The 25,192-nt window shown below is 63.2% G+C and carries 13 protein-coding genes; 8 read left to right on the top strand and 5 right to left on the bottom strand.

Annotated features, from left to right (window positions below):
- The first annotated feature begins 145 nt into the window (after positions 1-145).
- The gene (locus AC0MRV_RS14175; protein WP_472765143.1) at positions 146-6,304 is read left to right on the top strand and encodes a hypothetical protein; all 6,159 of its coding nucleotides are present in this window, start codon (positions 146-148) and stop codon (positions 6,302-6,304) included.
- Between the two features lie 75 nt (positions 6,305-6,379).
- On the opposite strand, the gene carA is transcribed toward AC0MRV_RS14175, so the two are convergent.
- Both carA and AC0MRV_RS14185 read right to left on the bottom strand, forming a co-directional pair.
- Positions 6,380-7,552 carry a glutamine-hydrolyzing carbamoyl-phosphate synthase small subunit gene (gene carA, locus AC0MRV_RS14180; RefSeq protein ID WP_472765144.1) on the bottom strand — a complete coding sequence of 391 codons (1,173 nt, stop codon included), beginning with the start codon at positions 7,550-7,552 and terminating at the stop codon, positions 6,380-6,382.
- Between the two features lie 58 nt (positions 7,553-7,610).
- Positions 7,611-9,845, bottom strand: a complete 2,235-nt coding sequence (locus AC0MRV_RS14185; RefSeq protein ID WP_472765145.1) for a response regulator — start codon at positions 9,843-9,845, stop codon at positions 7,611-7,613.
- A gap of 133 nt (positions 9,846-9,978) precedes the next feature.
- Here AC0MRV_RS14185 and AC0MRV_RS14190 point away from each other — a divergent pair, with 133 nt between their 5' ends.
- A complete protein-coding gene (locus tag AC0MRV_RS14190) occupies positions 9,979-11,166 on the top strand; it encodes a KamA family radical SAM protein (protein WP_472765146.1) in 1,188 nt (395 codons plus the stop codon).
- Positions 11,167-11,752: 586 nt separating this feature from the next.
- On the opposite strand, the gene AC0MRV_RS14195 is transcribed toward AC0MRV_RS14190, so the two are convergent.
- Positions 11,753-12,805, bottom strand: coding sequence for an HAD family hydrolase (locus AC0MRV_RS14195; protein WP_472765147.1), 1,053 nt, complete (start codon positions 12,803-12,805; stop codon positions 11,753-11,755).
- A 148-nt stretch (positions 12,806-12,953) separates the two neighbouring features.
- Between AC0MRV_RS14195 and prfA the strand changes: the two genes are divergently transcribed.
- Together prfA and prmC are read left to right on the top strand one after the other, a co-directional pair.
- Positions 12,954-14,060, top strand: coding sequence for a peptide chain release factor 1 (gene prfA, locus AC0MRV_RS14200; RefSeq protein ID WP_472765148.1), 1,107 nt, complete (start codon positions 12,954-12,956; stop codon positions 14,058-14,060).
- 2 nt (positions 14,061-14,062) lie between these two features.
- Positions 14,063-14,917 carry a peptide chain release factor N(5)-glutamine methyltransferase gene (gene prmC / locus AC0MRV_RS14205; protein ID WP_472765149.1) on the top strand — a complete coding sequence of 285 codons (855 nt, stop codon included), beginning with the start codon at positions 14,063-14,065 and terminating at the stop codon, positions 14,915-14,917.
- Positions 14,918-14,975: 58 nt separating this feature from the next.
- On the opposite strand, the gene AC0MRV_RS14210 is transcribed toward prmC, so the two are convergent.
- Together AC0MRV_RS14210 and AC0MRV_RS14215 are read right to left on the bottom strand one after the other, a co-directional pair.
- The gene (locus AC0MRV_RS14210) at positions 14,976-17,282 is read right to left on the bottom strand and encodes a carboxy terminal-processing peptidase (RefSeq protein WP_472765150.1); all 2,307 of its coding nucleotides are present in this window, start codon (positions 17,280-17,282) and stop codon (positions 14,976-14,978) included.
- A gap of 107 nt (positions 17,283-17,389) precedes the next feature.
- Complete coding sequence (locus AC0MRV_RS14215) at positions 17,390-18,316, bottom strand: rhomboid family intramembrane serine protease (protein WP_472765151.1); 927 nt, start codon at positions 18,314-18,316, stop codon at positions 17,390-17,392.
- 195 nt (positions 18,317-18,511) lie between these two features.
- On the opposite strand from AC0MRV_RS14215, the gene AC0MRV_RS14220 reads away from it, so the two are divergent.
- The 4 genes from AC0MRV_RS14220 to AC0MRV_RS14235 all read left to right on the top strand — a co-directional run bounded on the left by AC0MRV_RS14220 (position 18,512) and on the right by AC0MRV_RS14235 (position 25,186).
- Positions 18,512-18,748 carry a ferredoxin gene (locus AC0MRV_RS14220; RefSeq protein WP_472765152.1) on the top strand — a complete coding sequence of 79 codons (237 nt, stop codon included), beginning with the start codon at positions 18,512-18,514 and terminating at the stop codon, positions 18,746-18,748.
- 263 nt (positions 18,749-19,011) lie between these two features.
- Positions 19,012-20,751, top strand: a complete 1,740-nt coding sequence (locus AC0MRV_RS14225) for a TonB-dependent receptor domain-containing protein (RefSeq protein ID WP_472765153.1) — start codon at positions 19,012-19,014, stop codon at positions 20,749-20,751.
- 91 nt (positions 20,752-20,842) lie between these two features.
- Entirely contained in the window at positions 20,843-23,035 is a 2,193-nt protein-coding gene (locus AC0MRV_RS14230; protein WP_472765154.1) for a right-handed parallel beta-helix repeat-containing protein, read from the top strand.
- Between the two features lie 69 nt (positions 23,036-23,104).
- A complete protein-coding gene (locus AC0MRV_RS14235; protein WP_472765155.1) occupies positions 23,105-25,186 on the top strand; it encodes a M3 family metallopeptidase in 2,082 nt (693 codons plus the stop codon).
- Positions 25,187-25,192 lie beyond the last annotated feature (6 nt).

Genomic DNA, 25,192 nt, shown 5'->3' on the forward strand with positions numbered 1-25,192 from the left:
GACGCGACGGGGCGTTTTGCGTCGTCGCGACATTACTTCTGCTGATGAAGCCGGAGGGCGGAAAACTAAGGGTCGCAAGTGAAAGCAAACTGCGATAAGCGCCTTGGCGTCGTTCCCTTAAAATCCGCCCCTGTCCCTTTTGCGTGTGTTTCGTTCTGCCTTTTTGCCGCGATGCCTAGCGCTTGCCGGCTGGAGTTTCCTGCTCCTTTCGGCTTCCGCCCAGGATCTGAGTATTGATTTTGAATCCGTAACCGCCGCCGAGCTGCGGGTGCGGGTAACTGGACCGGATGGAGAGCCGGTGGTGATCGAGGTCTCGGACAACCTCATCGACTGGGCGGAGTTTGATCGCGGGACCCTGGAAGGCGGGACGCATGCGGTAACGGACAGCATCGAGGGTGTCGGGGATCTGCGGCGTTTCTACCGCGCCCGTATCCTGGGGGCCGACGAGGTGATCAGCCTGTATGAGGAAGGGCGGGTGATTTTGGCCGGAGACACCGTGATGCTGCGCTTGCAGGCGACTGGTTCCAATTGGCAGTGGAGCGTGAATGGCACCGTGGGGGGCGACGCGACCGTGGGCACGATTCGCACGAGTCCGACCGATCCACTGGTGGCGATTTACACAGCGCCGCCGTTGGGCACGGATGGTCCGGTGACGATCCGGGCGTCGGATTTGGACGACGCCTCGCGCTTTGCGGACACCGAGGTGGAGGTCGTCGACATCCCGGGCGACTTGGTGATCGTGCCGGGTGCAACCACGATCGGGGTTGGTCGGTCGATCACGTTCCAAGCGGGCATCGAGCTGGTGGACATCGGCTTCGTCCCGCTGCGCAACGCGATCTGGAAGATCAACGGTCTCATTGGCGGCGAGCCGGAGCTGGGCCGCATTTCCCTCGGCGGGGTGTATGACGCGCCGCCGGTGTTGCCGCCCGCGCTGCCGGTCACGATCGAGGTGGGCTATTCGTTGGGACCGGACCAAGCGCCGTTGCGCACGACGGAAATCACTCTGGTGGATGTCGAAGTGACGCCAGGTGAAGTCGTGCGCTTCGACGAAACCGAATACGACAGCGAGCCGCCCACGCAGTTTGTGGCGAAGCGCCTTTTTTCGGACGGCACGGTGACCACGCCGGCGCCAAGCGACTTCAATTGGGCCAGCGACTACGAACCCACGGTTACGGTCGACAACACCGGTCTGCTCACGGTGTGGGAGGAACCGGGGCTGGCGGTCGTCACCGCGACGGACAACACCTACCAGGTTCTGGGGTCGGCCACGGTGAAGGCGCGCGAGCCGGTTTACTTCTGGGATATCAAGACGCGCACGCTGGGCAACGTTTCGACCGATCGCCTGTTCAGTGTGCTCGAGGTCACGCAGCCCAACGTGACCATCGCGCTCGATCCGCGGCTGCGTATCACCCGGGTGCCCTTTTACCAGTTCAATGGACCCGATCCGCAGAACATCAGCGGCGCCGACATCGAGGCGATCACGTATTCAGCGACTGGTGACATCGCGGACTACAACCAGTTTGGCGCAATCGTGCAGAACACCGGCATCGCCGGTCGCATCGAGGAAAAGACCGGCGTGCTCGAGATTGGCGACACGCCGGGCCAGGGCGTGGTGACGGTCACCTACGACGACGGCGAGTGGAACAACTTCATGACGCTCACGGTGCGGTATGCCCAGCTCGACATGGCGGTCACGGTGGCGGGCTCCCAGACCGGTGGCACCGATGAGGTCTACATCAGTGAGTGGATCGATTTCGATGTGCACCTGACCAATCCCTTCGAGGACGATTTTGAAAACGGTGCCAGTGAGTTCATCGGCCGGATGGATGTGAAGGTCGAGGTGGTGGGCGGCGATGAATTTTGGATCGCCTACGATCGCTACCTGCGGGACGGCGAATTGCCGCCGACCAACGGCACCGCCTCGCGCGACGTGCTGTTGGACAAGGTGACCTCCTTCACCGGCCACGTGGCGGAGGTGCCCAACCCGGATCCCTTCGTATTTGGCGCGATACCGCATCCCAACACCGGCCGGGCCCGCTTTAGCATTTCGCCCACACGGGTGGGGGAAATGACCTTCCGCGTGAGCGTGCCGAATGATCCCAACATCCCGGCGCAGACCTTCACCCTCAATGTGGTGCAGCCGGAGTTGGAAATGTTCTCCATCTACAGCAAGCCGGTTCCGCCGGACAATCAGGTCGCGGCCGGGCACTGGCTGCCCCTGCGACTCAAGGCCGACCAACCGGGCCTGCGGAGCATGCAGTTCAACGGCACGAGTTGGGCGGATCTGTTTCCCGAGCAATGGGTGATTCAGAAACCCGACAACACGACAATTGAGGTGCCGGTGGTGGAGGTGCCCAACCTTTACGACTTCAAGGAATACTTCGATGATCCCGGCACCTATCGGGTGCGGTTGGGCTTGGCCGGGCGTCCGGAACTGGCCTCAACGGAGTTGGTGATCACGACGCCGGACATGGGCGCCTTCGATCCTTGGCCGACGCTGGGCGACAATCCGTGGGGCACGCATGGCGTTGACATCCCGGCATCCATGCTCGTCGGCGGGGTCGAAGTGGTGTCGCCGCGCCGCGCGGTTTGGATTCCGGGGGAAGATATCCCGGTCGTGCTCCAGTTTTACGACGGGGCGGGCAATGCCACCTCGGTTGGTTACACGTATCGACAGGAGGTGCAGGGAGGCAATTCGGCAGGCGAAACGGTGTCGACGACCCGCGTTTACGCGCGGCCGGTTCGCCAGACCGGGCCCTCGGTGAACATTGTTTATCCGACCGTCGCAACCGAGGGTGGCGGCGTCGACGAGTTCTACGTCAACGCGGCCGGGCAGCAGGAGTTCACCCTCCACGTCAACGAAGCCGACTACACCGCGACGCAGGAGCAGTATGACCTGCTGGTTCGCTTCAATCTCACGCAGACTTCGCGTGAGTATTACGAGCCCTTTGCCGGAGAGCAGCTCTTCCAAACGATCTATGCCTACAATTCGAACACCGGCACCTACAACCTGATCGAAGAGCCGCCCTACAACACGTATCCACCACTCACTGACGGCGCCAAATACCAGGACCCGAACTGGTCGGGCCTCTACAATTTTCTCCTGCGCATTTCGGGTCACGGCGTGGTGTTCTCGCCGCGGCGACTGCCGATCCCCTCGCAACGGGTGCGTGACGCCGTGGCCGCCGGAGACCTGCCGGCGGAAGCCGCCCAGCTGCGCGTGGTGGTGAAAGGCACCGAAGGCTTTCCGCAGGCGCTGGCCGCGGGCTTCACGGCACCGGACCTCGGCAGTGGGCTGAGCATCGCCTCGCACGAAATCATCGACGGCGACCTGCATCTCGTGCTCGACGTCGACGAGACCTTCTGGGCCACCGCCTCGTCAGGCGATTTCGGCATCCGCGAAGTCGAACTCGCGCTCGGCGACGGTTCGGTGTGGCCGGGCGAGTTTGAGTTGTTTGGGGCCGAACTGGATCCGACTAATCCCAACGACGAGGTCGATCTCGCGCTCAACGCGCGCTACGGACTCGATGCGCCGGTCGGCGCGGTGGGTTTTGGGTTTCAACAAAAGGGCATTTCTATTCCCACGCTCACCGCCGAGCTGCTGCCATCGGTGCACGCGAGCTGGGATGTAAATCGCGACGGCGTCGCCGATCCGGACGAGGACACCAATGCCGACGGCCTTTTCACCGTTGCCGATGTGGGCGCGGGAGCGGCGGTGTTTCGCGGCCAATTGGCGGCGAGCCCGATCGTGGGATTCTCGCGTCAGCTTGATCCCCGCACCGGCGTGGCGCAGGTGCGGCGCTTGAGCACGCAGGTGACGCCGGGGCTTTTCTCCGAGCTGCTCGTCTACGGCAACACGACCGACCGGCGCACGCTGAGCGACAGCCTGCAGCTCGGCGAGATCGGCGCGCCGGATGCGTTGCCTGATTTCGTGAGTTCCAGCGCGGGCGCGGAGACCCTGGTGCTGAAGTCGGGGGACAACTTCGTCGATTTCCTGCACTTCACTGCCTACAACTTTGCGTCGACGTTCATCCCGGCGGAGGAAGAACCGGTGATCGGATTTGATGAGCTCAAGGCCGAGCTGAACGAAACCTACCGGCGCTACTCGCAGTTTGATCTGCCGGTCAACACGGCCGATGTCGCGGCCAATCCGAAGGTCACGCAGCCGGTCACGGTGTGGGTCGATCACGAGGCCACCGACAGCGCGCACTTCCGCGAGGAGCCTGCGCCGGATGACCCCGATCCCAGTCCGTTCGCCAACTACCTCTACGGCCAATTGCCCACCCAATATTACGGCGGCATGCTCGATCAATATTTCCAGGCCGAGCGCACGGGGCCGGCCGAGCTCACCGCCCTCGGGCACGATGGTCGGGTGCGCGCCTTTACGCCGTTTGACCCGCCGGGGACACCCACTGGCACGACGCGCTATCCCTTTGGCGTCGCTCTCGACGGCGTGCTCTACGACGCCTTTTACGGAGCGGCACCCGAACCGCGCGTGCGGGATGTTTTTTATGCGGCGGTGACGTCCCCCGTATCCACCGCCGTGTTTTATGGCGGCTCGGTGGTCGCCAGCAGCCGCTTCGACTACGACCCCAACTCGGCCGAAATCCTCAGTCTTGGCGTGGTCGCGGATCTGACCGCGGAAACGGGCGCCATCACCGCCCAGCACCTGTTGCCCCGCTTGGGTGGCACCTCGGGAGGTTTTGTGGATCTACGCTCCGACCGGGCACCGACCTTTACGGTGGAATCGAGTTTGCCCGGGGCGCAGTTGCCGGGCCTGCACGCGGGTTACCTGATCAAAGGTCGGCCGGACCAGATTCTCGATCCGACGGTTGAAACGATCGAGGACGACATGGAGGACGTTTCGCTGGTGCGCCTGGGTAACCTGGGTGCCGCCGCCGGCACCGCACCGGTGCGCGAGGACGTGTTTCTCGGGACGCGACAGCCGCGCCCGGTGATGACCTATGGCAGCGACAGCGACAAAAAAGCGCCGGTTGAAACGGCCGTGCGGGTGAGCGCACACTTTGGCATCGGTGTCGACCCGGCGGACTTCACGCCGGCACACCTCGACACGTGGAAGATCAAGGCCGGGCTAAACCTGACCGAGAAACAAGACTTCTCCCGGCGCGGCGTGGACCTGTTGGTTACGACGCAAAGTGACGGCGACGAGGAAGCGACCAAGATCATCGCCGATGCGGTGGTGGACCTCTCGGTCGACATCATCGCCAACGCGGTGCTCTCGACCATGACCTCGGGTGGTTACCTGGCGGCCTGCGGCGGCGGGGTGAGCTTAAAACAAGTGGCCACAGCGGGGCTCAACCTCGCGGTGGGCTTGGGCGAAAACGAGATCCTCGATGTCGCGCCCGGCAAGAAAGGACCGGTGGCGATGGCTTTGACTGGAACGCTCAACGGCATCGACACGCCCTTGAAGGGCTTCGGCGGTCCGAATGCGTTGGATACCGGTCTGGCCTACCTGCAGAAGGACGAGAGTGCCGAGACCGGCCTCAAGCGCTTCACCTCCACCAGCAACTCCATCTCGCAGCCGTTGATCTTCAATCACTGCGACTTGCTGCAACAGCCCTTCAACCTGCTGAAGGATCGCATCAAGAGCTCCTATTCGGCACGCACCTTTGGCGGTCTCGGTGCCTCCGAAGCGGTCGGCATCAAGGTGCTGGCCCTCTGCATTCCGATTGAAGCGCAACTGAACAACGGCGTCTTCAGCGCCTACACCAGTTTCTCCCGCCGCGCTTTTATTCAACCGAAGGAGCAGGCGGTGAAACCCCTGAGCGAACTGCCGTGGGACAGCATTTGGGACAGTTATCCCTATCCGGACGAAGTTTCGGATGAAGAGCTGCTCACGACCTTATTGGAAATGGCGGATGACCCGACGGTCGGCGAAGACGCGCAGCGGATTCTGCGCGCCGCCGGCGCTTCTTCGCTGCAGCGCGAAATGAATCGGGCCGCGATCGAAGGCGTCGCGCCGGATGATCCGTCCTTCGTCGCGTTGCAGGCGGAGTCGACGCGCTACCAGAGCTACAAGCTGCGCACCTTCCCGATGAACGAGATCTCCCTCTACGTCGGGCCGGGGCATCAAGTGGATGCCAACGGCGAGAACGCCTTCGGTGATTTTGTGCTCACCCCGCATGAGACCATGATCCCGGTTTCTTACGGCGCCGTGGCGACGGCCTCGCGGACCAACGAGAACGCCAACGCCCGCGCGGTGATTCGTCATCAGGGGATCGACCTGAAGTTGGTCGGCATCGTGATTCAGGATCCGGCGGATCTGCCGGAGCCCACGCCCTAGTCCAAGGGCAATCGACAGCAAAAAAAGGCCGGCGTGAAGCCGGCCCGGTTCGGTCAAAGTGAAACGAGTCTGCGCTCAGATCTTACCCGCTTTGCGCTTCTCAATCAGATTGTAGAAATCGACGAAGAGCGGGTCGGCGTCGTTCGGGCCGGGGGCGGCCTCGGGGTGGTATTGCACCGAGAAAATGGGCAGCTCCTTGTGGCGCAGGCCCTCGACCGTGTTGTCGTTGAGGTTGATCTCGGTGACCATCGCTCCGCCGGCCTCAAGGCTGTCGGGATCGGTGGCGAAGCCGTGGTTTTGCGCGGTGATGGAGACGCGGCCGGTTTCGAGGTTTTTGACCGGCTGGTTGCCGCCGCGGTGACCGAACTTGAGTTTGAAGGTCTTGCCGCCGAGCGCGTGGGTGAGCATCTGGTGGCCGAGGCAGATGCCAAAGGTCGGCAGCTCGGGCAGCAGGGCGTTGACGGTGCGGTGCACGTAGTCGAGCGCGGCGGGATCGCCGGGACCGTTGGAAAGGAAGAGGCCATCCGGGGCGTGCTCGCGGATCATCTCGGGCGAGGCGGTTGACGGGAAAACCTGCACGTCGAAGCCGTGGCGGATGAGCTTGCGGAAGATGGTGTGCTTGGCGCCGAAGTCGAAGGCCGCGACCCGGTAGCGTTTTTCGCGGGTCGGATGGGCGCCAAAGGACGTGCCGTTGGGCAGGTAGGGGGCGTTGTGGCGCTCGGGCTCGTCGGCGCCCCAGATGTAGGGCTCCTTGCAGGTGACGTCCTTGACGTAGTCGCTGCCGGCCATGTCCCGCCAGGCGCGAGCCTTGGCCACGGCTTCCTCGTCGGAAAGCGGCAGAGTCGAAATGCAGCACTTCATCGCACCGTCGACGCGGAGCTTTTTGGTGATGGCGCGGGTATCGACCTCGCTGATGCCGGGAATGCCGTGCTGGGCGAGGTAATCACTCAGGGCGATGGTCGAGCGCCAATTGGAGGCGATGGGGGAGAGCTCGCGCACCACGAAGCCCGAACACATGGGGGTGTTGGCCTCGGCATCTTCCGGGCTGATGCCATAGTTGCCGATCTGGACGGCGGTCATCGTGACGATCTGTCCGAAGTAGGACGGATCGGTGATGATCTCCTGGTAGCCGGTCATGGACGTGTTGAACACGCATTCGCCGGCGACGGTGGCGTCGGCGCCAAAGGCGAGGCCGTGATAGACCGAACCATCTTCGAGGGCGAGAACCGCGGGCTTGGAAGAAGACATTAAAGGCGGACGAAAACCCGTGCTCAGCCGGCTGCCAAGGGGTTTTTGTGATCCACCCTCAAGTTCTGCTGGCGCGACGGTCGATCGAACGCAGCAAGGTGACCACGTCGTCGGAGCGAATCGGTTTGGCCAAATAGTCGTTCATCCCGGCTTCGAGACAGCGCTCCCGGTCGCCCGCCATGGCGGCGGCGGTCAGGGCGATGATCGGCACGTAGCGGGCGGCCTCGCCGGCCGCGCCCTGGCGGATCCGGCGGGTCGCCTCGTAGCCGTCGAGCACCGGCATCTGGCAATCCATGAGCACGAGGTCGCAGGGCGACTGGCGCAGGAGGTCGAGGCACTCGCGGCCGTTGGTGGCCAGGCGCGGGGTGTAGCCGTGGCGCTCGAGGATCTGTTGGACGAGCTTGCGGTTCACCTTGTTGTCCTCGGCTACGACGATGTCGAGCGGGTGCTCCGCGGCGAACAGGCGCAGGTCGCGTTTCGGTGGGGCATTGCCGGGGCTGGCTGGGGCGACGGGTTGGGCCAGGGCGTCGATGAGGGCGTCGAACAGACCGGATTGGCGGAGCGGTTTGTGCAGAATGGCGTGAAAACAAGAGGTGTCGCCGAGCTCGCGCAGCTCGTCGTGACCGACCGAGGACAAGAGCAATACGGGGGCCCGGCAGTCGAGCTCGTCGCGCAGGAGGTTGGCGAGTTCGATGCCGTTCATGCCGGGCATCATCATATCGGCCAGAATGACATCGTAGGGCGCCGCCGCGGCGGCCACGGCTTGCAGGGCCTCCGGGCCGCGGTGGCAGACGGTGGGTTGCATCTGCCAGCGAGTGAGCAGTCGGTCGAGAATACGGCAGTTGGTGAGGTTGTCGTCGACGATGAGGGCGCGTTTGTCGCGGAGATCGATGGTGGCCTCATCGAGGACAAAGGTCTCTTCGGTGCCGGCCGGTGCCTCGCAGGCGGGCGCGTCGAGCGTGAAGCGGAAGGTCGAGCCGGTGGGGCCGGTTTCCAGCAACTCGACCGTGCCGTCGAGTAACTCAGCGAGGCGGCGGGAGATGGCGAGTCCGAGACCGGTGCCGCCGAATTCACGCGTGGTCGAGGAGTCGCCTTGGCTGAAGGGACGGAACAGGCGGTGCAGGCGGTCGGCAGGGATGCCGATGCCGGTGTCGCGCACCGTGATGGCGAGGTGGGACGCGGGGCCTTCGGCGATGGGTTCGGCGCGAACTTCGATTTCGCCGCGGCTGGTGAATTTAACGGCGTTGCCCACCAGGTTGAGCACCACTTGGCGCACGCGGGTGATGTCGGTGAGCACCCAGTGGGGAATGGCGGGGTCGACCCAGCTCACCAACTCGATGTTCTTTTCGCTCGCCCGGCTCCACATCAGACCGACGCATTCCTCGACGCAGCGGTCGATGCGAGCCGGGCGGCGATCGAGTTCCATGCGGCCCGACTCGATCTTGGAAAAGTCGAGAATGTCATTGATGAGGGTAAGGAGGGATTCACCGGAGGAGCGGATGGTCGACAACCAGTCGCGCTGTTCGCTGGTGATGCGGGTGTCGAGGAGCAGGCTGGTGAAGCCGATGATGCCGTTCATCGGCGTGCGGATTTCGTGGCTCATCACGGCCAGGAATTCGCTTTTGGCGCGGTCGGCCGCTTCGGCGACCTCCTTCGCCTCGCGCAGCTCGTTCTCCACCGTTTTGCGGGTGGTGGCGTCGTGGTCCATGCCGATGACGTATTCGCGGCCTTGGATGGTGATGAGGCAGGTGAAGTAATCGGTGGGGAAGGTGCTGCCGTCCTTGCGCCGATGCGTGCCTTCGCCTTCGAGCCGGCGGTTTTCGCGCAGCGATTTGAGCCAACCTTTCCGCCAGTGCTTTTCCCACGGGGTGGCTTCAAGGATGTCGATGGACTGGCCAACGATTTCGGCGCGGGGCCGGCCATGCATTTCGCAGGTGGTTTGGTTGCAGTCCAATATCCGGACGACGCCCTCCGGGTCGTGCGGATCGAGCAACACGAGCGCGAGCGGCGACTGATCCCAGATGGCGGCGAAACGGGCGGAGTCGGCATCGGTGCCACAAAGGATCGAAGCCACGGTCCCACCGGTCGCGCCCTTGGGGCTGGCCACGGTGGTGGCACTCTGGTTCAGCAGCGCGCGGGTCGGGGCACACGAAGCGAGCAAACCCAGGCCGGCGATGGTGATTTGCAGCGCGAGTTGCGGTGCCGCCCAATAGCAGGCCGTGCCCGTTGCAATGAGCACAACGAGCAGCACCGCCGCAGCGGTGAGCTTGGGAGCGGGCGGGGAGTGAGGCATCGCCGGATGGCGTTGGGGCGAGGGGAAGCCGATACGGTTAGCATCGGCACGAAAGCGGAGCGCTTAATGTGGTTGTGCCAAGGTTGGCGGCCGTTTGACAGCAAAAGCGGAGGCCTCTAATTGCGCGTTAATCATGGCTTACATTGAGGATCGATCCAGTTGGTTTGAAGGGCAGGGGCTCTGGCAGAATGTGCCGGCCGAGCAATGGCAGGACTGGACTTGGCAGCTGAAGAACCGCTTGACGACGGGCGAGGATCTCGAGCGCTACATGACTCTCACGCCGGAGGAAAAACGCGGCGTGGCCTTTGCCGGCCACAAGCTGGCGATGGCGATCACGCCCTACTTTTTCAACCTGATCGACCGCAACGATCCCAACTGCCCGATCCGCAAACAGCTCATTCCGCGCGAGGGAGAGATGTTCGTCGCGGCGGAGGAGCAGCTCGATTCGCTTGGCGAGGACGAACACTCGCCGGTGCCGGGGATCGTGCACCGTTACCCGGACCGGGTGCTGTTCCTGGTGACCGATCGTTGTGCGGCGTATTGCCGCTATTGCACGCGGAGCCGCTTGGTCTCCAACGCGCAGGACTACAATTTCCACCCCGAATACGAGCAGGGCCTGCGTTACATCGAATCGCACCCGGAGGTGCGTGATGTGCTCCTGTCGGGGGGCGATCCGTTGCTGCTGTCCGATCGCAAACTCGAGCACTTGCTCGCGCGCCTACGCGAGATTCCCCACGTCGAGTTCATCCGCATCGGTTCCCGGATCCCGGTTTTCCTCCCGCAGCGCATCACTCCGAAGCTTTGTGAGGTGTTCAAGCGTTACGGTCCGATCTGGATGAGCATCCATGTCAATCACCCGAAGGAAGCGACCGCCGAGTTGCGCGACGCTTGCGAACGCCTCGCCTTCGCCGGGGTGCCGCTCGGCAACCAGAGCGTGCTGCTGAAAGGCGTGAATGACGATGCCGAGACGATGAAAGCACTGGTGCATCGACTCCTCCGGATGCGCGTGCGCCCGTATTATATTTACCAAATGGACCTCATCACCGGAGGGGCGCACTTCAAAGTGGATGTGCGCAAGGGCATCGAGATCATCCGTGCTCTGCGGGGGCACACGACCGGCTACGCCGTTCCCCAATACGTCATCGATGCCCCCGGCGGAGGCGGGAAGGTGCCGATTAACCCGGACTATTTGGAAAAGATCACCGACGACGAAGTGGTCTTCCGTAATTACGAAGGCCGGGTTTTCCGTTACCCGCTGCATTCGACCGGTCTGAAGGCGGCCGCGGCTGATCCGGCCATCGAAGTGATCGACGCCTCCTAGGATCGGGGTTTCGACCGCCGCGCTGCGCACATCTTGCCGGCCTCGATGGGGCCGCCAGAGGGTGGGCATGAAACTTTTTTGAGTTTCGTGTGCATAAAATTGAGCGAATTGCGCAAACGCTGCGTCTATCCGGGTGCAGATAGACAGCACCCGTTAGAGAATCAGCTGTTGTTGAGGTTCTACGGTTTGCTTGGTGTTAGGTCACTAGGGGCGCCCTTATTCTGGGGCGCCCCTACTTTTTCCGGGCTGCCGGAATTGCCCGCGCCGTGTGGGCGTGCGGGGCTAAAGCTGTAAAAATATGAATATGAATTAGATACGTTTTTTATCTATTCTTCGAAATATTTTTGAGCGTTTTGAGTCCGGCCAGCGTCTACCTCTGCAACAACGATTTTGTTAGTTCGTAGCAGTTAGGTTTTAGTTTTTTAGGTTTGCTTGGTGTTAGGTAGTGAAGGGCGTCCGAATCAGGGACGCCCTTCTTGTTTTCGGCGCACGAATGCGCGTGAAATTTCAGCCGAAGCAGCGCCGGTGGCATGACGCCGGACCGAGAGACGGACGAAGGAATAGGCGCCGTTCAGCGCTCGGAAATTCAGTCCTCCGACTCGTCCGGGGCGGGCGATTCGAGAAAGTCGGTCTGTTGAGGCGACTTCGGCGCGCCTCCCTTTCTGCGATCGTCGTCGTCGCCCGAGAGGTGGCGGGGCGGACGCGAAACCCGCTGCGCCACGGCCGCTTCGCGGTCGGCGACAATGCGGTCGCACATTCCGCGGATCTGCAGGCGCAGCCATTTGCTGGAAGCGCTCTTGGGACGGTAATCGGCCTCGCCGTAGTGGTCGATACGACCCACTTGCCGGAGGCGGTCATTTTGCTCGAACTCGCCGGTGGAGTCCGGGTTGTAGACGGCGTAGGCCTTGCCGCCACCGCGTTTGACCACTGAGAAACTGGGGATGTCGCTCGGTCCGTCGGCGATGTAGATCATGTTCTGCAGCGGAATGCGGCGATCCTCCGGCTTGATGTTGGAGTTCACATCAATGGCCGCGTTCTTGTTGGTGCCTTTGTTGATCTCGAAAATGGCTTTGGTCTTGGTCGTGTTGTCGATGACCATGCCGATCTGGGCGATCTCGGCTTCCGCACTCAGGGACATTTCGTCTTGGGTGAGGAAACCGGGCTGCAGGGGATTCTCGACGAATTCGCAGGCCCACACGCCGTCGACCTTGTCGGCGGCCGCGCTGCCGCGAACCATTTCAGCCAGGCCCGTGCTCACGACGTAGTGCTCGAGGGCGATGTCGTGTTTCACGTATTCCGGCTTCTCCTTCACCCACTTGCGGCTGAGGTCGAAGAACTCGGGCATGCCCGGGTAAAACTCAATGTCGGCGCCGCACTCGCGGAGGATGCGGTTGTTGAGGCCGCCCATCTCGCCGGACAAGACATAGGTGAGCAGGTGGTTCAGGTAGGCGATCTCGCCCGAGATGTGATAACCGCGCTGCTTGTAGGCGGCGCCGAGCGCATTGGTCTCGGCCCAAAATTTGGCCTCGTCGATGCCGTAGCGCTTGAAGAGCGGCTTCTGCATGTAGTCCGGGATGAGCGTCTTGTCGAAGTCCCAGATGCAGGCGATGATGTTCTGTGTGAAAAGGGTCGTGGCCATGATGATTGGCGGAAGTAACCGCGCAGCGGGCGGTTCGGCTTTTGTCTGCGACGATGCTTTCGCCCCCGGGCATCGCAATGCGCAAAATCTCCGGGTTCGTTCTTCCTTTTGGGCCGGGATTCGGCCTTATGGACAGTTCCGCTGATTCATGCCTGATCTTCCCGACATCTCACCGTTTCGTCGCCGCCTCGACGAGTTGGACGCCCAGTTGGCCGACCCCAACCTGTTCAGCGATCCGCGGCGGGCGGCCAAGATATCCAAGGACCAACAACGCCTGGCGCGGCTGGTGCAGAACTATGACGCGGTGACGCGGCTGGAAGCGCAGATTGAGGAAGCCCGCGCCTTCTTGCGTGATCCGGCGGCCGACGCCGACTTGCGCGAGCTCGCGGAGATGGAGCTACCGGAGAACGAGGCCAAGGTCGCCGAACTCGAGCGGGAGGTGCTGTTGGGCATGATTCCGCCGGACCCGACCGATTCGCGGAACACCTTGCTCGAAATCCGCGCCGGCGCCGGCGGCGACGAGGCGGCGCTTTTTGCCGGCGAACTTTTCCGCGCGTATTCACGTTTTGCGGACACGCAGGGCTGGAACGTGCAACCGATGTCCTCCAGCGAGGCGGAACGCGGCGGATATAAGGAAGTGATCGCGCTCATCACCGGCGACGAGGTGTATCGCCAACTGAAGTTTGAGAGCGGGGTGCACCGCGTGCAGCGCGTGCCGGTGACCGAGGCCAATGGTCGCATCCATACCTCCACCGTCACGGTCGCCGTCATGCCGGAGGCCGAGGAGGTCGATGTGCACATCGATCCGCAGGAGCTCGACATCACCGTCAGCCGGGCGAGCGGTCCGGGGGGGCAGGGCGTCAACACCACGGACTCGGCGGTGCAGATCATTCATAAACCGACCGGGCTGATCGTGCAGTGCGCCGACGAACGTTCGCAGATCAAGAACAAGGCGCGCGCCATGACCGTGCTGCGTGCGCGTCTGTTGAAGCTCAAGGAGGAAGAGGAGCGGGCGAAGTATGCGGCACAGCGTCGCGGCCAGATCGGCACGGGTGACCGCAGTGAGCGTATCCGCACCTACAACTTTCCGCAGAGCCGCGTCACCGACCACCGCATTGGTCTCACTTTGCACAGCCTACCGCAGGTCATGGAAGGCGAGTTTGAGCCCCTGGTGGGGGCGCTGCAGGAGGAGGACATGACGCTGAAGTTGGCCAACCTTGGCGACGTGGGGCCGACGCCGACCTGGAAAACCTGAGCATGATCAGCTTGCTCGAAGTGCTGCAGAAGAGCGCGACGTTTTTGGAGAGCAAAGGCGTCGAGCATGCCCGCCTGAACGCCGAGCTATTGGTGGGGCATGCGCTCGGCCTGAAACGCATGCAGCTCTACCTGCAATTTGAGCGCTTGCTGCCGGAGAAGGAGTTGGAGCTGATTCGTCCGCTGGTAAAACGCCGTTCGCAGCGCGAGCCGCTGCAGCACATTCTCGGCACCGTGGAGTTCGCGGACGTCGAACTGAAGGTCGACAAGCGCGCGCTCATCCCGCGGCCGGAAACCGAATATTTGGTCGAGCTGGTCAAGGCGGCCTGCGGTGAACAAGCGCCGCAGCTTTTTGCCGATCTGGGCACGGGTAGCGGGGCGCTGGCGTTGGCGCTGGCCACGGCTTGGCCGGAAAGCCGCGCGGTCGCGGTGGACATCTCGCCGGACGCCCTGGCGCTGGCCGCGGAAAACGCGACTTCACTCGGCTTGCGGGATCGGGTGCGTTTGGTGGAGTCGGACTGGTTTGCCGCGATCGATCCCGCCGAATGTTTCGAGGTGATCGTGGCGAATCCACCTTATCTTACCGCGGACGAGGTGGCGGAGACCACTCCGGAGGTGAAGGACTTTGAGCCGGCGGTCGCGTTGTCCACGCGGGCCGATGGGCTCGATGGGTTGACCACCATCATCGACGAGGCGCTGGGATTTCTGACGCCGGGCGGAATGTTGGCCATGGAGACCGGCATCGCCCAACATGCGGCGCTCAAGGAGATGCTCGTCGCGGCCGGTTACGTGGACGTCGAATCGCGGCAGGATCTCACGGAGCGCGACCGTTTTATCTTCGGGCGTCGGCCGCGGTGAGACCAAAAAAAACCGGGGTCGATGACCCCGGTCTGAGTTGAGTGGTTGGCCGGTCCGATCAGCCGCCGCTGGAATTGCGGGCAGTGAGGGGGGCCCGGCCGGCGTAGTGCGGTTCCTGACCGATCTCGACGGCGTCGACCAATACGCGCAGAGCTTCGCGCAGGTGGATGTCGAGGCGGGCGTAACCTTCCGGTTGCGGTTCCTCTTCCTCCACCGTGCTTTCGTCGGTGCTCAAGAGTTCGGTTTGTTCGGCGTCAACCGCTGCGATCTCCGCCGAGTCGGTCTGTGCGTCGGTCGGGCTCGTGGAAACGAGGGGCGCTTCGCCCGAGTCGTCGACCATGATGTCATCGGCGACCGCGACTTCGGATTTCTCTTCGGGCGGGGTGAGCAAGAACTCGGTGTAAGTGAAGTTGCCTTCGCGGAGGGCCTTGCGGCGTTCGTCCATGGCCTCGCCAAAGGCTTTGTCGGCGTCGCGTTGAGCGATGCGTTCCTGGAGGTTCAGGGAAACGGTCTTCTCGTCCTGGCGGCGTTTGAACCAGTCAATGCTTTCGCGCAGGTATTCGAACTCCTCGAGGGTCTCCTGGCGGGCGAGACTGGCTTCGCGGAGCGGCGTGAGGATGTGGGAGTCGAGCGGGGCGCCGTCGAACTTGGTCGTCTCAATCTCGTCCCACAGCAGGGCGTGCGGGAGGAAACGTTCGCCGGACTCGATGGCGTCTTCCATCGAGGGAAGAATGATGTCGGGGACCACGCCGTTGAGCTGGGTGGAAGAACCGCTCGGGAGGTAGAATTTCTGGATGGTAAACTTGGCGGCGCCGCTCTTGGCCCCGCTCAGGCGCAGTCGCGGGTCGAGATTGCTCATCGGGTAGACCGTCTGGACGGTGCCTTTGCCATGGGTGGAGCTGTCGCCGAGCACGACGGCGCGGCCGTAGTTTTGCAGTGCGCCGGCAACGATTTCCGAGGCCGAGGCGCTGAATTTGGAAACGAGCACGGCAAGGGGACCCGCGTAGCGGATCGTGCTGTCCTCGTCCTCATCGACGGTCACATCGCCAAAGTGGGTGCGGACCTGCACGACGGGGCCTTGGTTGATGAAGAGGCCGGTGAGATCAATGGCTTCGCTGAGGAGGCCGCCGCCGTTGTCGCGGAGGTCCAGCACGAGGCCTTCGATACCCTGTTCCTGCAGCATGCCAATGAGTTTGGCGACGTCACCGGTGGCGCTGTTTTGCTCGCCGTCGCTGCTGGAGTCGGGACCGTAAAAGGCAGGGAGGGAAATGACGCCGATCGAGGTGACCTTGCCATCGGCATCCGGCACTTCGAAGACGGCGCCCCGGGCGCGGGCGGAATCGAGGTTCACCACATCGCGGGTGATCACGATTTCCTTGCGGACCGACGGGTCGGGAGCGTCGGCCGGCTGGATGGTGAGGTGGACGTTGGTGCCGCGTTCGCCGCGAATGAGGTCGACGATGCGGCGGAGCTTCATGCCGAGGAGCTCGACCGGTTCCTCGTCGGGTTGGGATACGGCGATGATCTTGTCGTTCGGCTTGAGGCGCTTGTCCAGGTCGGCCGGGCCGCCGGCGATGACTTCGCGAATCACGCATTCGTCTTCCTCCATGCCGAGCAGGGCACCGATGCCGACCAGTTGCAGGCGCATCTGGATGGAGAAGTCCTCATAGGTGTCGGCGGAGAAGTAAGTGGAGTGGGGATCGTAGAGACGGGCGATGTTGCTCAAGAAGAGCTCGGTGATCTCGTGCGTCTCGATGTCGGCGAGGTTCTTGAGCCGGCGCTCGAAACGTTTGCGGACGCGGTCTTTGGCCTCGTCGAGTTCGTGGTCATTGAGGAGCTCGTGCTCGATCTCATAGAGCAGGCGTTTTTCCCACAACGCATCGGCGTCCGCTTGATCGACGGGCCATCCGACCTCCTCGCGATCGGTCAAAAAGGTCTCATTGAGGGTGGTGTCGAACTCCCCCTCAAGGCGCTCAAACACCCACTTGGCGCGATCCTGCACGCGCTGCTCGTAGCGTTGAAAAATGTCGAAAGCGTAGTCGACGTTGCCGAGCTTGGTGACGTTCCAGTAGAGGCCGCCGGCGAACTGCTCGTTGAAGAAATCGGCGTCGGACTGGAAGAAGAAAAGGTGCTGGCCGTCCCAGTCTTCCATGAAGGATTCGATGACGGGCGGGTAGTCCTCGCGCGAGACGTGGTCGCGATTGTAGTGCGCCTGCTGGAGCAGGCTGAGGAAGTTCATGATCTCTCGCTTTTCGACCGTGGAGACCGTGAACGTGCGGTCGGGTCGAGCCTGAGTGACGGCGGGAGCGAGGAGGCAGAGCAGGGCGGTGAGGCAGACAGTGGTTCGGCGGAGCAACACGTTCATCGCGGGTCTAAGAAAGGGACGAGGGCAGAATGTTTCAGCGGAGTAACGCTTTGGATCCGAAAGCAGGTTTTGGACCCAAAGGGAAAGGGTGAGGGGGCGTTGGCGCGCTAGCGACGATTCAGCAGGTCCTTGGCCTGGTCGAGGCAGCGTTTTTCTTCGTTGGTCAGCGCACCAAAGCCCTGACTGTTGATCTTGTCCAATATCCGGTCGACTTCGGCTTTGAGGTCGGCCTTGCCCATGCGGGCGGGCGCCTCGGGTTGGGACTCGGACAAATTGACCTTGTAGGCGCCGGCGGCGACAGGGGTCTTTTTGCTCCGTCGCATCCACGCCGGGAGTTCGATGGACGGCGCGCGGTCGGGCGTGCGCCACTCCCGCTGGTGCACGTATCGAAAGAAGAGCCATCCCGCGGCGTAACCGCCAAGGTGGGCGGAGTGGGCGACGGCTCCCATGGCGCGGTCGCCGAAGGCTTCGAAGAACACGAAGCCGAAGAGGTCGTAGGCGCCGAGCGCGAGCAGCACCCACTTGGGTTTCACGGTGACCGGAATGATGAAGAACAGGAGAAAGGTGATCGGGCGGTTCGGATTGAGCACCGTGAACATCATGAACAGAGCCGCCACGCCGGCCGAGGCGCCCACCACATCGCCACCGTGCGCCCAGTTGGTCGCCAGCCAGAGGACGCCGCCCGAAAATACACCGCCGAGGTAGAGCCACAGGAAACGACGGTTGCCGAGGAGAGGCAGCAATTCGCGGCTGAGGAAGAACACCATCATCATGTTGATGACGATGTGCAGCAGGTTGTCGCGCGCATGCAGGAGCGAGTAGGTGACCAGCGTCCAGATTTTGCCGCTCTTGATGCCATCAACCGACAGCTCCAACAGGCCTTCAAAGGTCCGGTTGGCGCCGGTGCCGGGCAGGAACTTCAGGGTGACGTGCTGCAGGATGAAACCCGCAATCGTCGCACAAATGATCCATGTGGTGATGGACGTCGTCGGCCGCGCATAGTCGTCGCGCATGTAGGACCGGTCTGAAAGCATCGGCGGAAATTAGGTGGGTCCGTGCCGGCTGACAAGTTTCCACCCGCGTTTAACGGTCCGTAAAAACACGGAGGCCAATCGGGGCCTGTTTCCAGTGTCAGCGCCCATGTTCGGCGGCTCTGGGCGGAATCGGGCAAAATGCGCCCGTCCCCCTTCTTGACACCGCGGGGGGATTCCCTTTCGTGCGAGGAACCTATGGCAGACAAATCCGACAAGTGGGACGACAACGTAACCGGTAAGTTTTACGTCGATCAGCAGTGCATCGACTGTGATCTGTGCCGCGAAACCGCCCCGGACTTCTTCACCCGCAACGACGACGGAGGTTACTCCTTCGTGCACAAGCAGCCCTCCTCCGAGGAAGAGGTCGCGCTGTGTCAGGAAGCGCTCGAAGGTTGCCCGGTTGAGGCGATCGGCGACGACGGCGACGCCTGAGTCTGTTTTGATTTTCACTTTCAAACCCCGGTCTGAGACCGGGGTTTCTTTTTGGCCTTATTAGTTTGTTAAGTAGATAGCTGGAATTTGCTAACAATGGCTTGATTCCGGCTTGAGCCGCACTAGGTCACGAAGGCGTGATCTTTTTACGTCACCTCCCTTTCGCCTTCTGCCATCTAAGTGCGGCTGCGACGCTTGGCCTCACTGCGGGCATCGCGCAAATCACGTCGGACACTGCCCCCTTGCAGCTGGATGCGCTCACCGTGCTGTCCCCCCGGGTGGCCAACCAGGAACCGGTCGCGACGATCGCCATGCCGGTTTCGGCCCTGCGTTTCGAGCCGGAGGCGGATCTGCAGGCCCGCAATTTTGCGGAAGGACAGGCCGACATTGCCATTCGTGGCGGCACCTTTGCCAACACTGGTTGGAGCGTGGCCGGGGTGCCGCTCTATGATCCGCAAACGGGGCATTATTCGGCGGAAGTGCCGCTGGCGCCGACGATGTTAAGTGCACCGCGGATCGCGACGGGCGCCGCTCTCGCCAGTGGCGGCGCGTGGAATGCGACGGCCGGCGGCGTGGCGCAGACGTGGCGTGAGGTGCGGCCCGGTGGCGAGGTGGCGGTGAGTTTTGGCGATTGGAACAGCCGCCGCGCCGACCTTTCGGTGGGCGTCGATTTGGGAGCAGGTTGGAGCGCCGATGTTGCGACCGCTTGGTCGGAGTCGGATGGCCCGTTTGCCCATGCCGACCATGAGTTTGCCCGACACAGCCTGCGCGTCGCCCATGGCGGTGAGCGATCGGTGACGAACCTGGCCGTTGGTTATCAGGACAAGTTCTTCGGTTGGCCGAACCTCTACACCCCCTTCAATTCCCCGGAGACGGAAGATATTCAGACGCTGCTTTTGATCGGCACGCACCGTCAGCAGATCGGTGACGCCGGCAGCTTCTTGGAGGTGGGCGGCTACTACCGTCGCAACGACGACAACTACGCCTACAATCGTTACGCGCCGGTCGGTCCGGTGCCGCCCTACCAGCACACCACGCAGGTCACGGCGGCGGGTGGTCGTCTCCACTGGACGGTGGGCGAGCGGAGCGCGGTCGAGGGCCGGTTGTGGGTGCTGGCGGACGAGTTGGAATCCACCTCGCTCAGGTTTGGGCGCTTCTACGATCGCACCCACGTGACGACTGGTGTCACCTTTCACCACACGCTGCCGTTGGCGGGCGGGCGCGAGCTCCAGTTGTTGAGCGGCTTGGGTTACGACACCTCAAACCGCGGTGCCGACGCGATGACGCCTGTCGTCGAGGTGGCGCTGGCGCAGCCGGAAGCGACGTGGAATCGCTTTGCGCTGGGTTACAGCACGGCGTCGCAGGCGCCGAGCTACACCGCCGTGGCGGGCAACCCGAACGGCGGCCTGTTCCGCGGCAACCCCAACCTCGACCGGGCGACGAGTCGCACCTTCGACGCGAAAGCGGAGTTCGCTCTCGGGGATTGGACCGGCTCGATGGGGGCGTTTTATCGCTGGGACGACGACTTGGTGGATTGGACGTTTCGCAACGGGGTCTTTGCGCGGTCGGCGGCGGCAGTGGACCTCGAAACCGCCGGCGTCGAAGCCTACGCGATGCGCAGCGGGGAGCGGCTCGACCTCGTGCTCGGTTACTCGTGGTTGCACAAAGAGGCCGACTACGGGAGCACGGCGGTCGACGGCAGTTTCTACGCGCTCAATTTCCCGGATCATCGCATCACTGCGGCCGTGATCTGGCGGGCGACGGACGGCGTCACCCTTCGCCTCGACAACGAGGTCCGTTGGCAACAGCCGAATCCGCTGCGCCTCAACGGCAAGGAGGAAGCTGTGCTGAGTTCGCTCGGACTCTACTGGCGCACGCCATGGGACCGCCGACTGCAACTCTCGCTGCAGGTCGACAACCTTTGGGATTCGTCGTTTGAGGAAATCCCGGCCGTGCCGGCGGCGCCGCGATTGGTGGCGGCCGGCGCGCGTTGGCGGTGGTGAAATTTCAAGCTCCCCGCGGCGGCGGTCGGTGGCGGAAATTTTCATCGTTTCATCGATTGCCTTCATCGTTGCCGCGACCCGTGGTGGAAGGATGAAGCATCTGCGATGGTGGGCGCTGGCCCTGACTGCGGTGAGCATGCTGTCCGCCGCACCGGTGTTGATTGAAGTGGGACCGGCGCACGAATTACGGACCCTGGAGGCGGCCCGCGACCACCTGCGCGAACTACGCCGGAGCGAAGCCCTGCCGGAAGGCGCCATCGTGCGGGTGGCTCCGGGGGTGATGGAGCGAACCGAGACCTTTGTCCTCACGGCGGCGGACTCCGGGCATATCCATGCCCCGATCATCTGGACCGCGGCTGAACCCGGTGCGGTGCGGCTCGCGGGGGGGCGCGCCGTGAACCAGCTCAGGCCGATTGCATCGGTGGCGCCGGAGGTGGCGGCGCGCTTGTCGCCGGCGGTGCGGGATCGCGTGCTGGTGATCGACCTGGCGGAGGCCGGGGTGGAGGACGCGGGGCAGATTGAACAGCGGGGAAGTCCGGGACTGGAGTTGTTTTTCGAAGGACGGCGCATGCCGCTCGCGCGCTATCCCAACGAAGGCTGGCTGCGAATTGCCGACGTGCCGCAAACGGGGCCGACCCGCTTTCTGGACGGACTCGAGCGGGAGAAGCGTTTCAAGGGAGTGCCCGCCGGACGCCACTACGGGCGGTTTACTTATGACGGCGAACGACCGTCGCGCTGGTCGGCCGACAATGACATCGTGATGCACGGTTATTGGACCTGGGATTGGTCCGATTCCTATCAGCGGGTGCAGTCCATCGACCCCGCGACGCACGAGATCACCCTGGCGGAGCCGCATCATCATTATGGATACACGACGAATCAGCGTTATCGCGTGCTGAACGTCATCGAGGAGCTGGACGAACCCGGGGAGTGGTGCCTCGATCGCGCGGCCGGGTGCGTCTATTTTCTGCCGCCGGCAAGCGTCGCGAGCGAATCAATCTACCTGTCGGTCTTGGAGGAACCGTTGGTGCGGATGGAAGGAGTGTCCTTTGTGGAATTCAACGGCTTCGAGCTCTCGGCGAGCCGGGGCCTGGGCATTCAGGTGGTGGAGGGAGAATCCGTGCGGATCGCCGGTTGCCACATCACCAATCTCGGTGGCCTTGCGATCGAAATCAAAGGCGGTCGCCGTCACACAGTGCAGAGTTGTGATCTGAGTGAACTGTCGCGGGGCGGCATTTGGGTTGAAGGTGGTGATCGGATGGCCTTGGCGGCGGGGGCGCATCGCATCCTTAACAACCACATCCATGACTTCGGGCGCGGGCTGCGGACGGGACAGAACGGCATCACGGTGCGGGGCGTCGGGCATCACATCGCGCACAACCTGCTCCATTCCGCACCGCACACTGCGATCTATCTGCAGGGCAACGATCACCTCGTTGAGCTCAATGAAATCCACGACGTCTGCGCGGAAACCGGCGATGCCGGCGCGATCTACAGCGGGCGTGACTACACCTGGCAGGGCAACGTGATCCGGCACAATTACCTGCACGACCTGCATGGTCCGGGGCAGCACGGGGTGACGGCCGTTTATCTCGATGACTTCTCCAGCGGTTTCACGGTCACGGGCAATGTTTTCCATCGCGCGGGCAAGGGCGTGCAGATCGGAGGAGGACGCGATAACACGGTCACCGAGAACCTGTTTGTGGATTGTTCGCCGGCCCTGCACCTCGATGCGCGCGGACTCGGTTGGGCGAGCTATTTCCAGGACGGCACCAATACCTGGCTCTGGGATCGCATGGCCGAACTCAACGCCGATGCACCGCCCTACACCGAGCGGTATCCGCGCCTGCGCCAGCTCCTGCACGACGAGACGGGCGTGCCGAAAGGCAACGTCATCGCCCGCAATCTCGTGTTGGGGGGCAGTTGGCTCGTGCTCTTCGACTATTGGGCCTACGACTTCCACGCCACGGTCGAGGTGCGGGACAACTGGGTGACCAGTGAGGACATCGTGCGTCGTCTTGCCGTGGATAACGGCGGCTGGGATCCCTATTATCTCAACAGCACGACCGATGCGGGTTACCGGATCTGGACGCGCGACGAGACCGAGACGCAGGCCGAGTTCGCCGGGAACCGCCTCGATGCCACGTCCCCCGGCACCTTTGATCCGGAGGCCCGCAGCTTCACGCCATCCGACCCGGCCGCGCTGCGGGGCATGGGGTTCGCGGTTCCGCCAATCGCGGAAATGGGCCTGCGACGGGACGCTTGGCGCCCGAAGCTGCGCTAGGAGAGGGGGGCGCAGCTGTTGTGCTGCGCGCTTGCTCCGCAACGGGACAAGGCTTCCCGTGTGCGCAACATGTCATCGCCTGAGAACCCTTTTCTCTCCCCCAATTTCGAAATCTGTTGGTCCGCGCACACGCCGGACCTGATTGAGCCCGCGATCAAGCAGGCGATCGCCGACGCGCAGGCGGCCATCGATGCCGTCGCGTCGCTCCCCTTGGAGGCGGTGACTTATGCGAACACCTTCCTGGCGCTGGAGGAATCGACTGAGTTGTTGAACCTCGCGTGGGGCAAAGTGAGCCACCTGCAATCGGTTGCCGACGAACCCGCGCTGCGGGAAGCGCAGAACAAGATGTTGCCCGAAGTGTCGGGCTTCTTCGCGCGCATTCCGCTCAATCCCGAGCTTTGGCTGCGTCTCCGCACCTATGCGGAGAGCGCGGAGGGCCGGGCGCAAACCGGCATCCATCGCCGCTTCATCGACGAAACGGTGGCGGACTTCCGCGAGGCTGGCGCCGACCTGCCGGAGGCCGACCGCCATCGTCTCGAGGCGATCCAAAGCGAACTGGCGCAACTCACGCAGAAATATTCGGAAAACGTGCTCGATGCGACCAACGCCTGGCAGGTTTTGGTCGAGGACGAAGCGCGTCTCTCCGGCATTCCGTCGCACGCGCGCGACACCGCGCGCCGCTCGGCGCAGAGCAAGGGCTTGGGCTCGGACGAAAAGCCGGTGTGGCGCTTCACCCTGCATATGCCTTCGCAGGAACCGGTCATGGTTTACGCCGACGACGCCGAACTGCGCCGCGAAGTGTGGGAAGCGGCGGTGGCGGTCGGCAGCACGGAGCCGCACGACAACCATCCGCTCGTGCCTCGCATCCTGGCCCTGCGCGACGAAGAGGCGAAGCTGCTCGGAAAAGCGCACTTTGCCGACCACGTGTTGGCGCGGCGCATGGCGGGCAGCGGCCAACGCGCGCTCGATTTCATCGGCGATCTGCAGGCCAAGGCGGCCGTCGCGTTCGCCGCGGAGTGCACGGAACTCGAAGCCTTCAAGGCGGCGCAGACCGGCGAGCCGCTGGGGCGCCTGAAGGCCTGGGAGGTGTCCTACTGGGCGGAGAAACTCCGGCGCGAACGCTACGCCTTCGACGAAGAGGTGCTGCGTCCCTACTTCCCGATGAACCGCGTCATCGACGGGCTGTTTGAACTCTGCGGCCGCATCTTTGGACTCGTGATCAAAGAGCTCCCGGCCGATGCCTTCGATGCGTGGCATCCGGAGGTGAAGGCCTACACGATCCACGACCGTGCGGGGCGACATCTCGGCTCGTTCTACGCCGACTGGCATCCGCGCGAGTCGAAGCGCGGCGGAGCCTGGATGGGTTACCTCATCACCGGTGGACCGCAACCAGACGGGTCGCGCAAACCGCACCTCGGCTACATCCTCGGCAACATGACCCCGCCGGCCGACGGCAATCCGGCGCTGCTCACGCACCGGGAGGTGGAGACGGTTTTTCACGAGTTCGGTCACTTGCTGCACCACCTGCTCGGTGAGGTGGAGATCAAGTCACTCAACGGCGTGAACGTGGCGTGGGACTTTGTGGAGCTTCCCTCGCAGATCATGGAAAATTGGTGTTGGGAGCGCGAAAGCCTCGATCTCTTCGCCCGCCACCATGAAACCGGGGAACCGATCCCGGCGGATGTTTTTCAGAAGATGACAGCGGCCCGCAACTTCCGCTCCGCCTGCGCGACGACCCGCCAGGTGCAATTCGCCAAGATGGATCTTCTCCTGCACACCAACACCAGCGCTTACCTCGCCGATGCCACCGCCCTCGAAGCGACGATCACGGCCGACGTGGCCGACACCATGGTGCCGACCGAACCGGCCGGCCGGCCCATCCTTTATCGCTTCGGGCACCTCTTCAGCGACCCCACCGGTTATGCGGCCGGCTACTACTCCTACAAATGGGCCGAGGTGCTGGATGCCGATGCCTTTGGACGCTTCAAGGCCGAAGGTATTTTCAACGCGGATACGGGGGCGGATTTTGTGCGCCACATTTTGAGTCGAGGCAACTCGGAGGACCCGGCCGAGCTCTTCCGCGCATTCCGCGGACGCGATCCCGACGTCAACGCGCTGCTCGAACGCAGCGGTCTGGTGGCGTCGGCCTAGACGCCG

This window comes from Actomonas spartinae, assembly GCF_051209155.1.
In the GTDB taxonomy this organism is placed as follows: domain Bacteria; phylum Verrucomicrobiota; class Verrucomicrobiia; order Opitutales; family Opitutaceae; genus Actomonas.

Excerpts from the sequence above, each read along its gene's own strand:
- carA (WP_472765144.1), bottom strand. The coding sequence starts at position 7,552 with ATGTCTTCTTCCAAGCCCGCGGTTCTCGCCCTCGAAGATGGTTCGGTC.
- AC0MRV_RS14185 (WP_472765145.1), bottom strand. The coding sequence starts at position 9,845 with ATGCCTCACTCCCCGCCCGCTCCCAAGCTCACCGCTGCGGCGGTGCTG.
- AC0MRV_RS14190 (WP_472765146.1), top strand. The coding sequence starts at position 9,979 with ATGGCTTACATTGAGGATCGATCCAGTTGGTTTGAAGGGCAGGGGCTC.
- AC0MRV_RS14195 (WP_472765147.1), bottom strand. The coding sequence starts at position 12,805 with ATGGCCACGACCCTTTTCACACAGAACATCATCGCCTGCATCTGGGAC.
- prfA (WP_472765148.1), top strand. The coding sequence starts at position 12,954 with ATGCCTGATCTTCCCGACATCTCACCGTTTCGTCGCCGCCTCGACGAG.
- prmC (WP_472765149.1), top strand. The coding sequence starts at position 14,063 with ATGATCAGCTTGCTCGAAGTGCTGCAGAAGAGCGCGACGTTTTTGGAG.
- AC0MRV_RS14210 (WP_472765150.1), bottom strand. The coding sequence starts at position 17,282 with ATGAACGTGTTGCTCCGCCGAACCACTGTCTGCCTCACCGCCCTGCTC.
- AC0MRV_RS14215 (WP_472765151.1), bottom strand. The coding sequence starts at position 18,316 with ATGCTTTCAGACCGGTCCTACATGCGCGACGACTATGCGCGGCCGACG.
- AC0MRV_RS14220 (WP_472765152.1), top strand. The coding sequence starts at position 18,512 with ATGGCAGACAAATCCGACAAGTGGGACGACAACGTAACCGGTAAGTTT.
- AC0MRV_RS14230 (WP_472765154.1), top strand. The coding sequence starts at position 20,843 with ATGAAGCATCTGCGATGGTGGGCGCTGGCCCTGACTGCGGTGAGCATG.
- AC0MRV_RS14235 (WP_472765155.1), top strand. The coding sequence starts at position 23,105 with ATGTCATCGCCTGAGAACCCTTTTCTCTCCCCCAATTTCGAAATCTGT.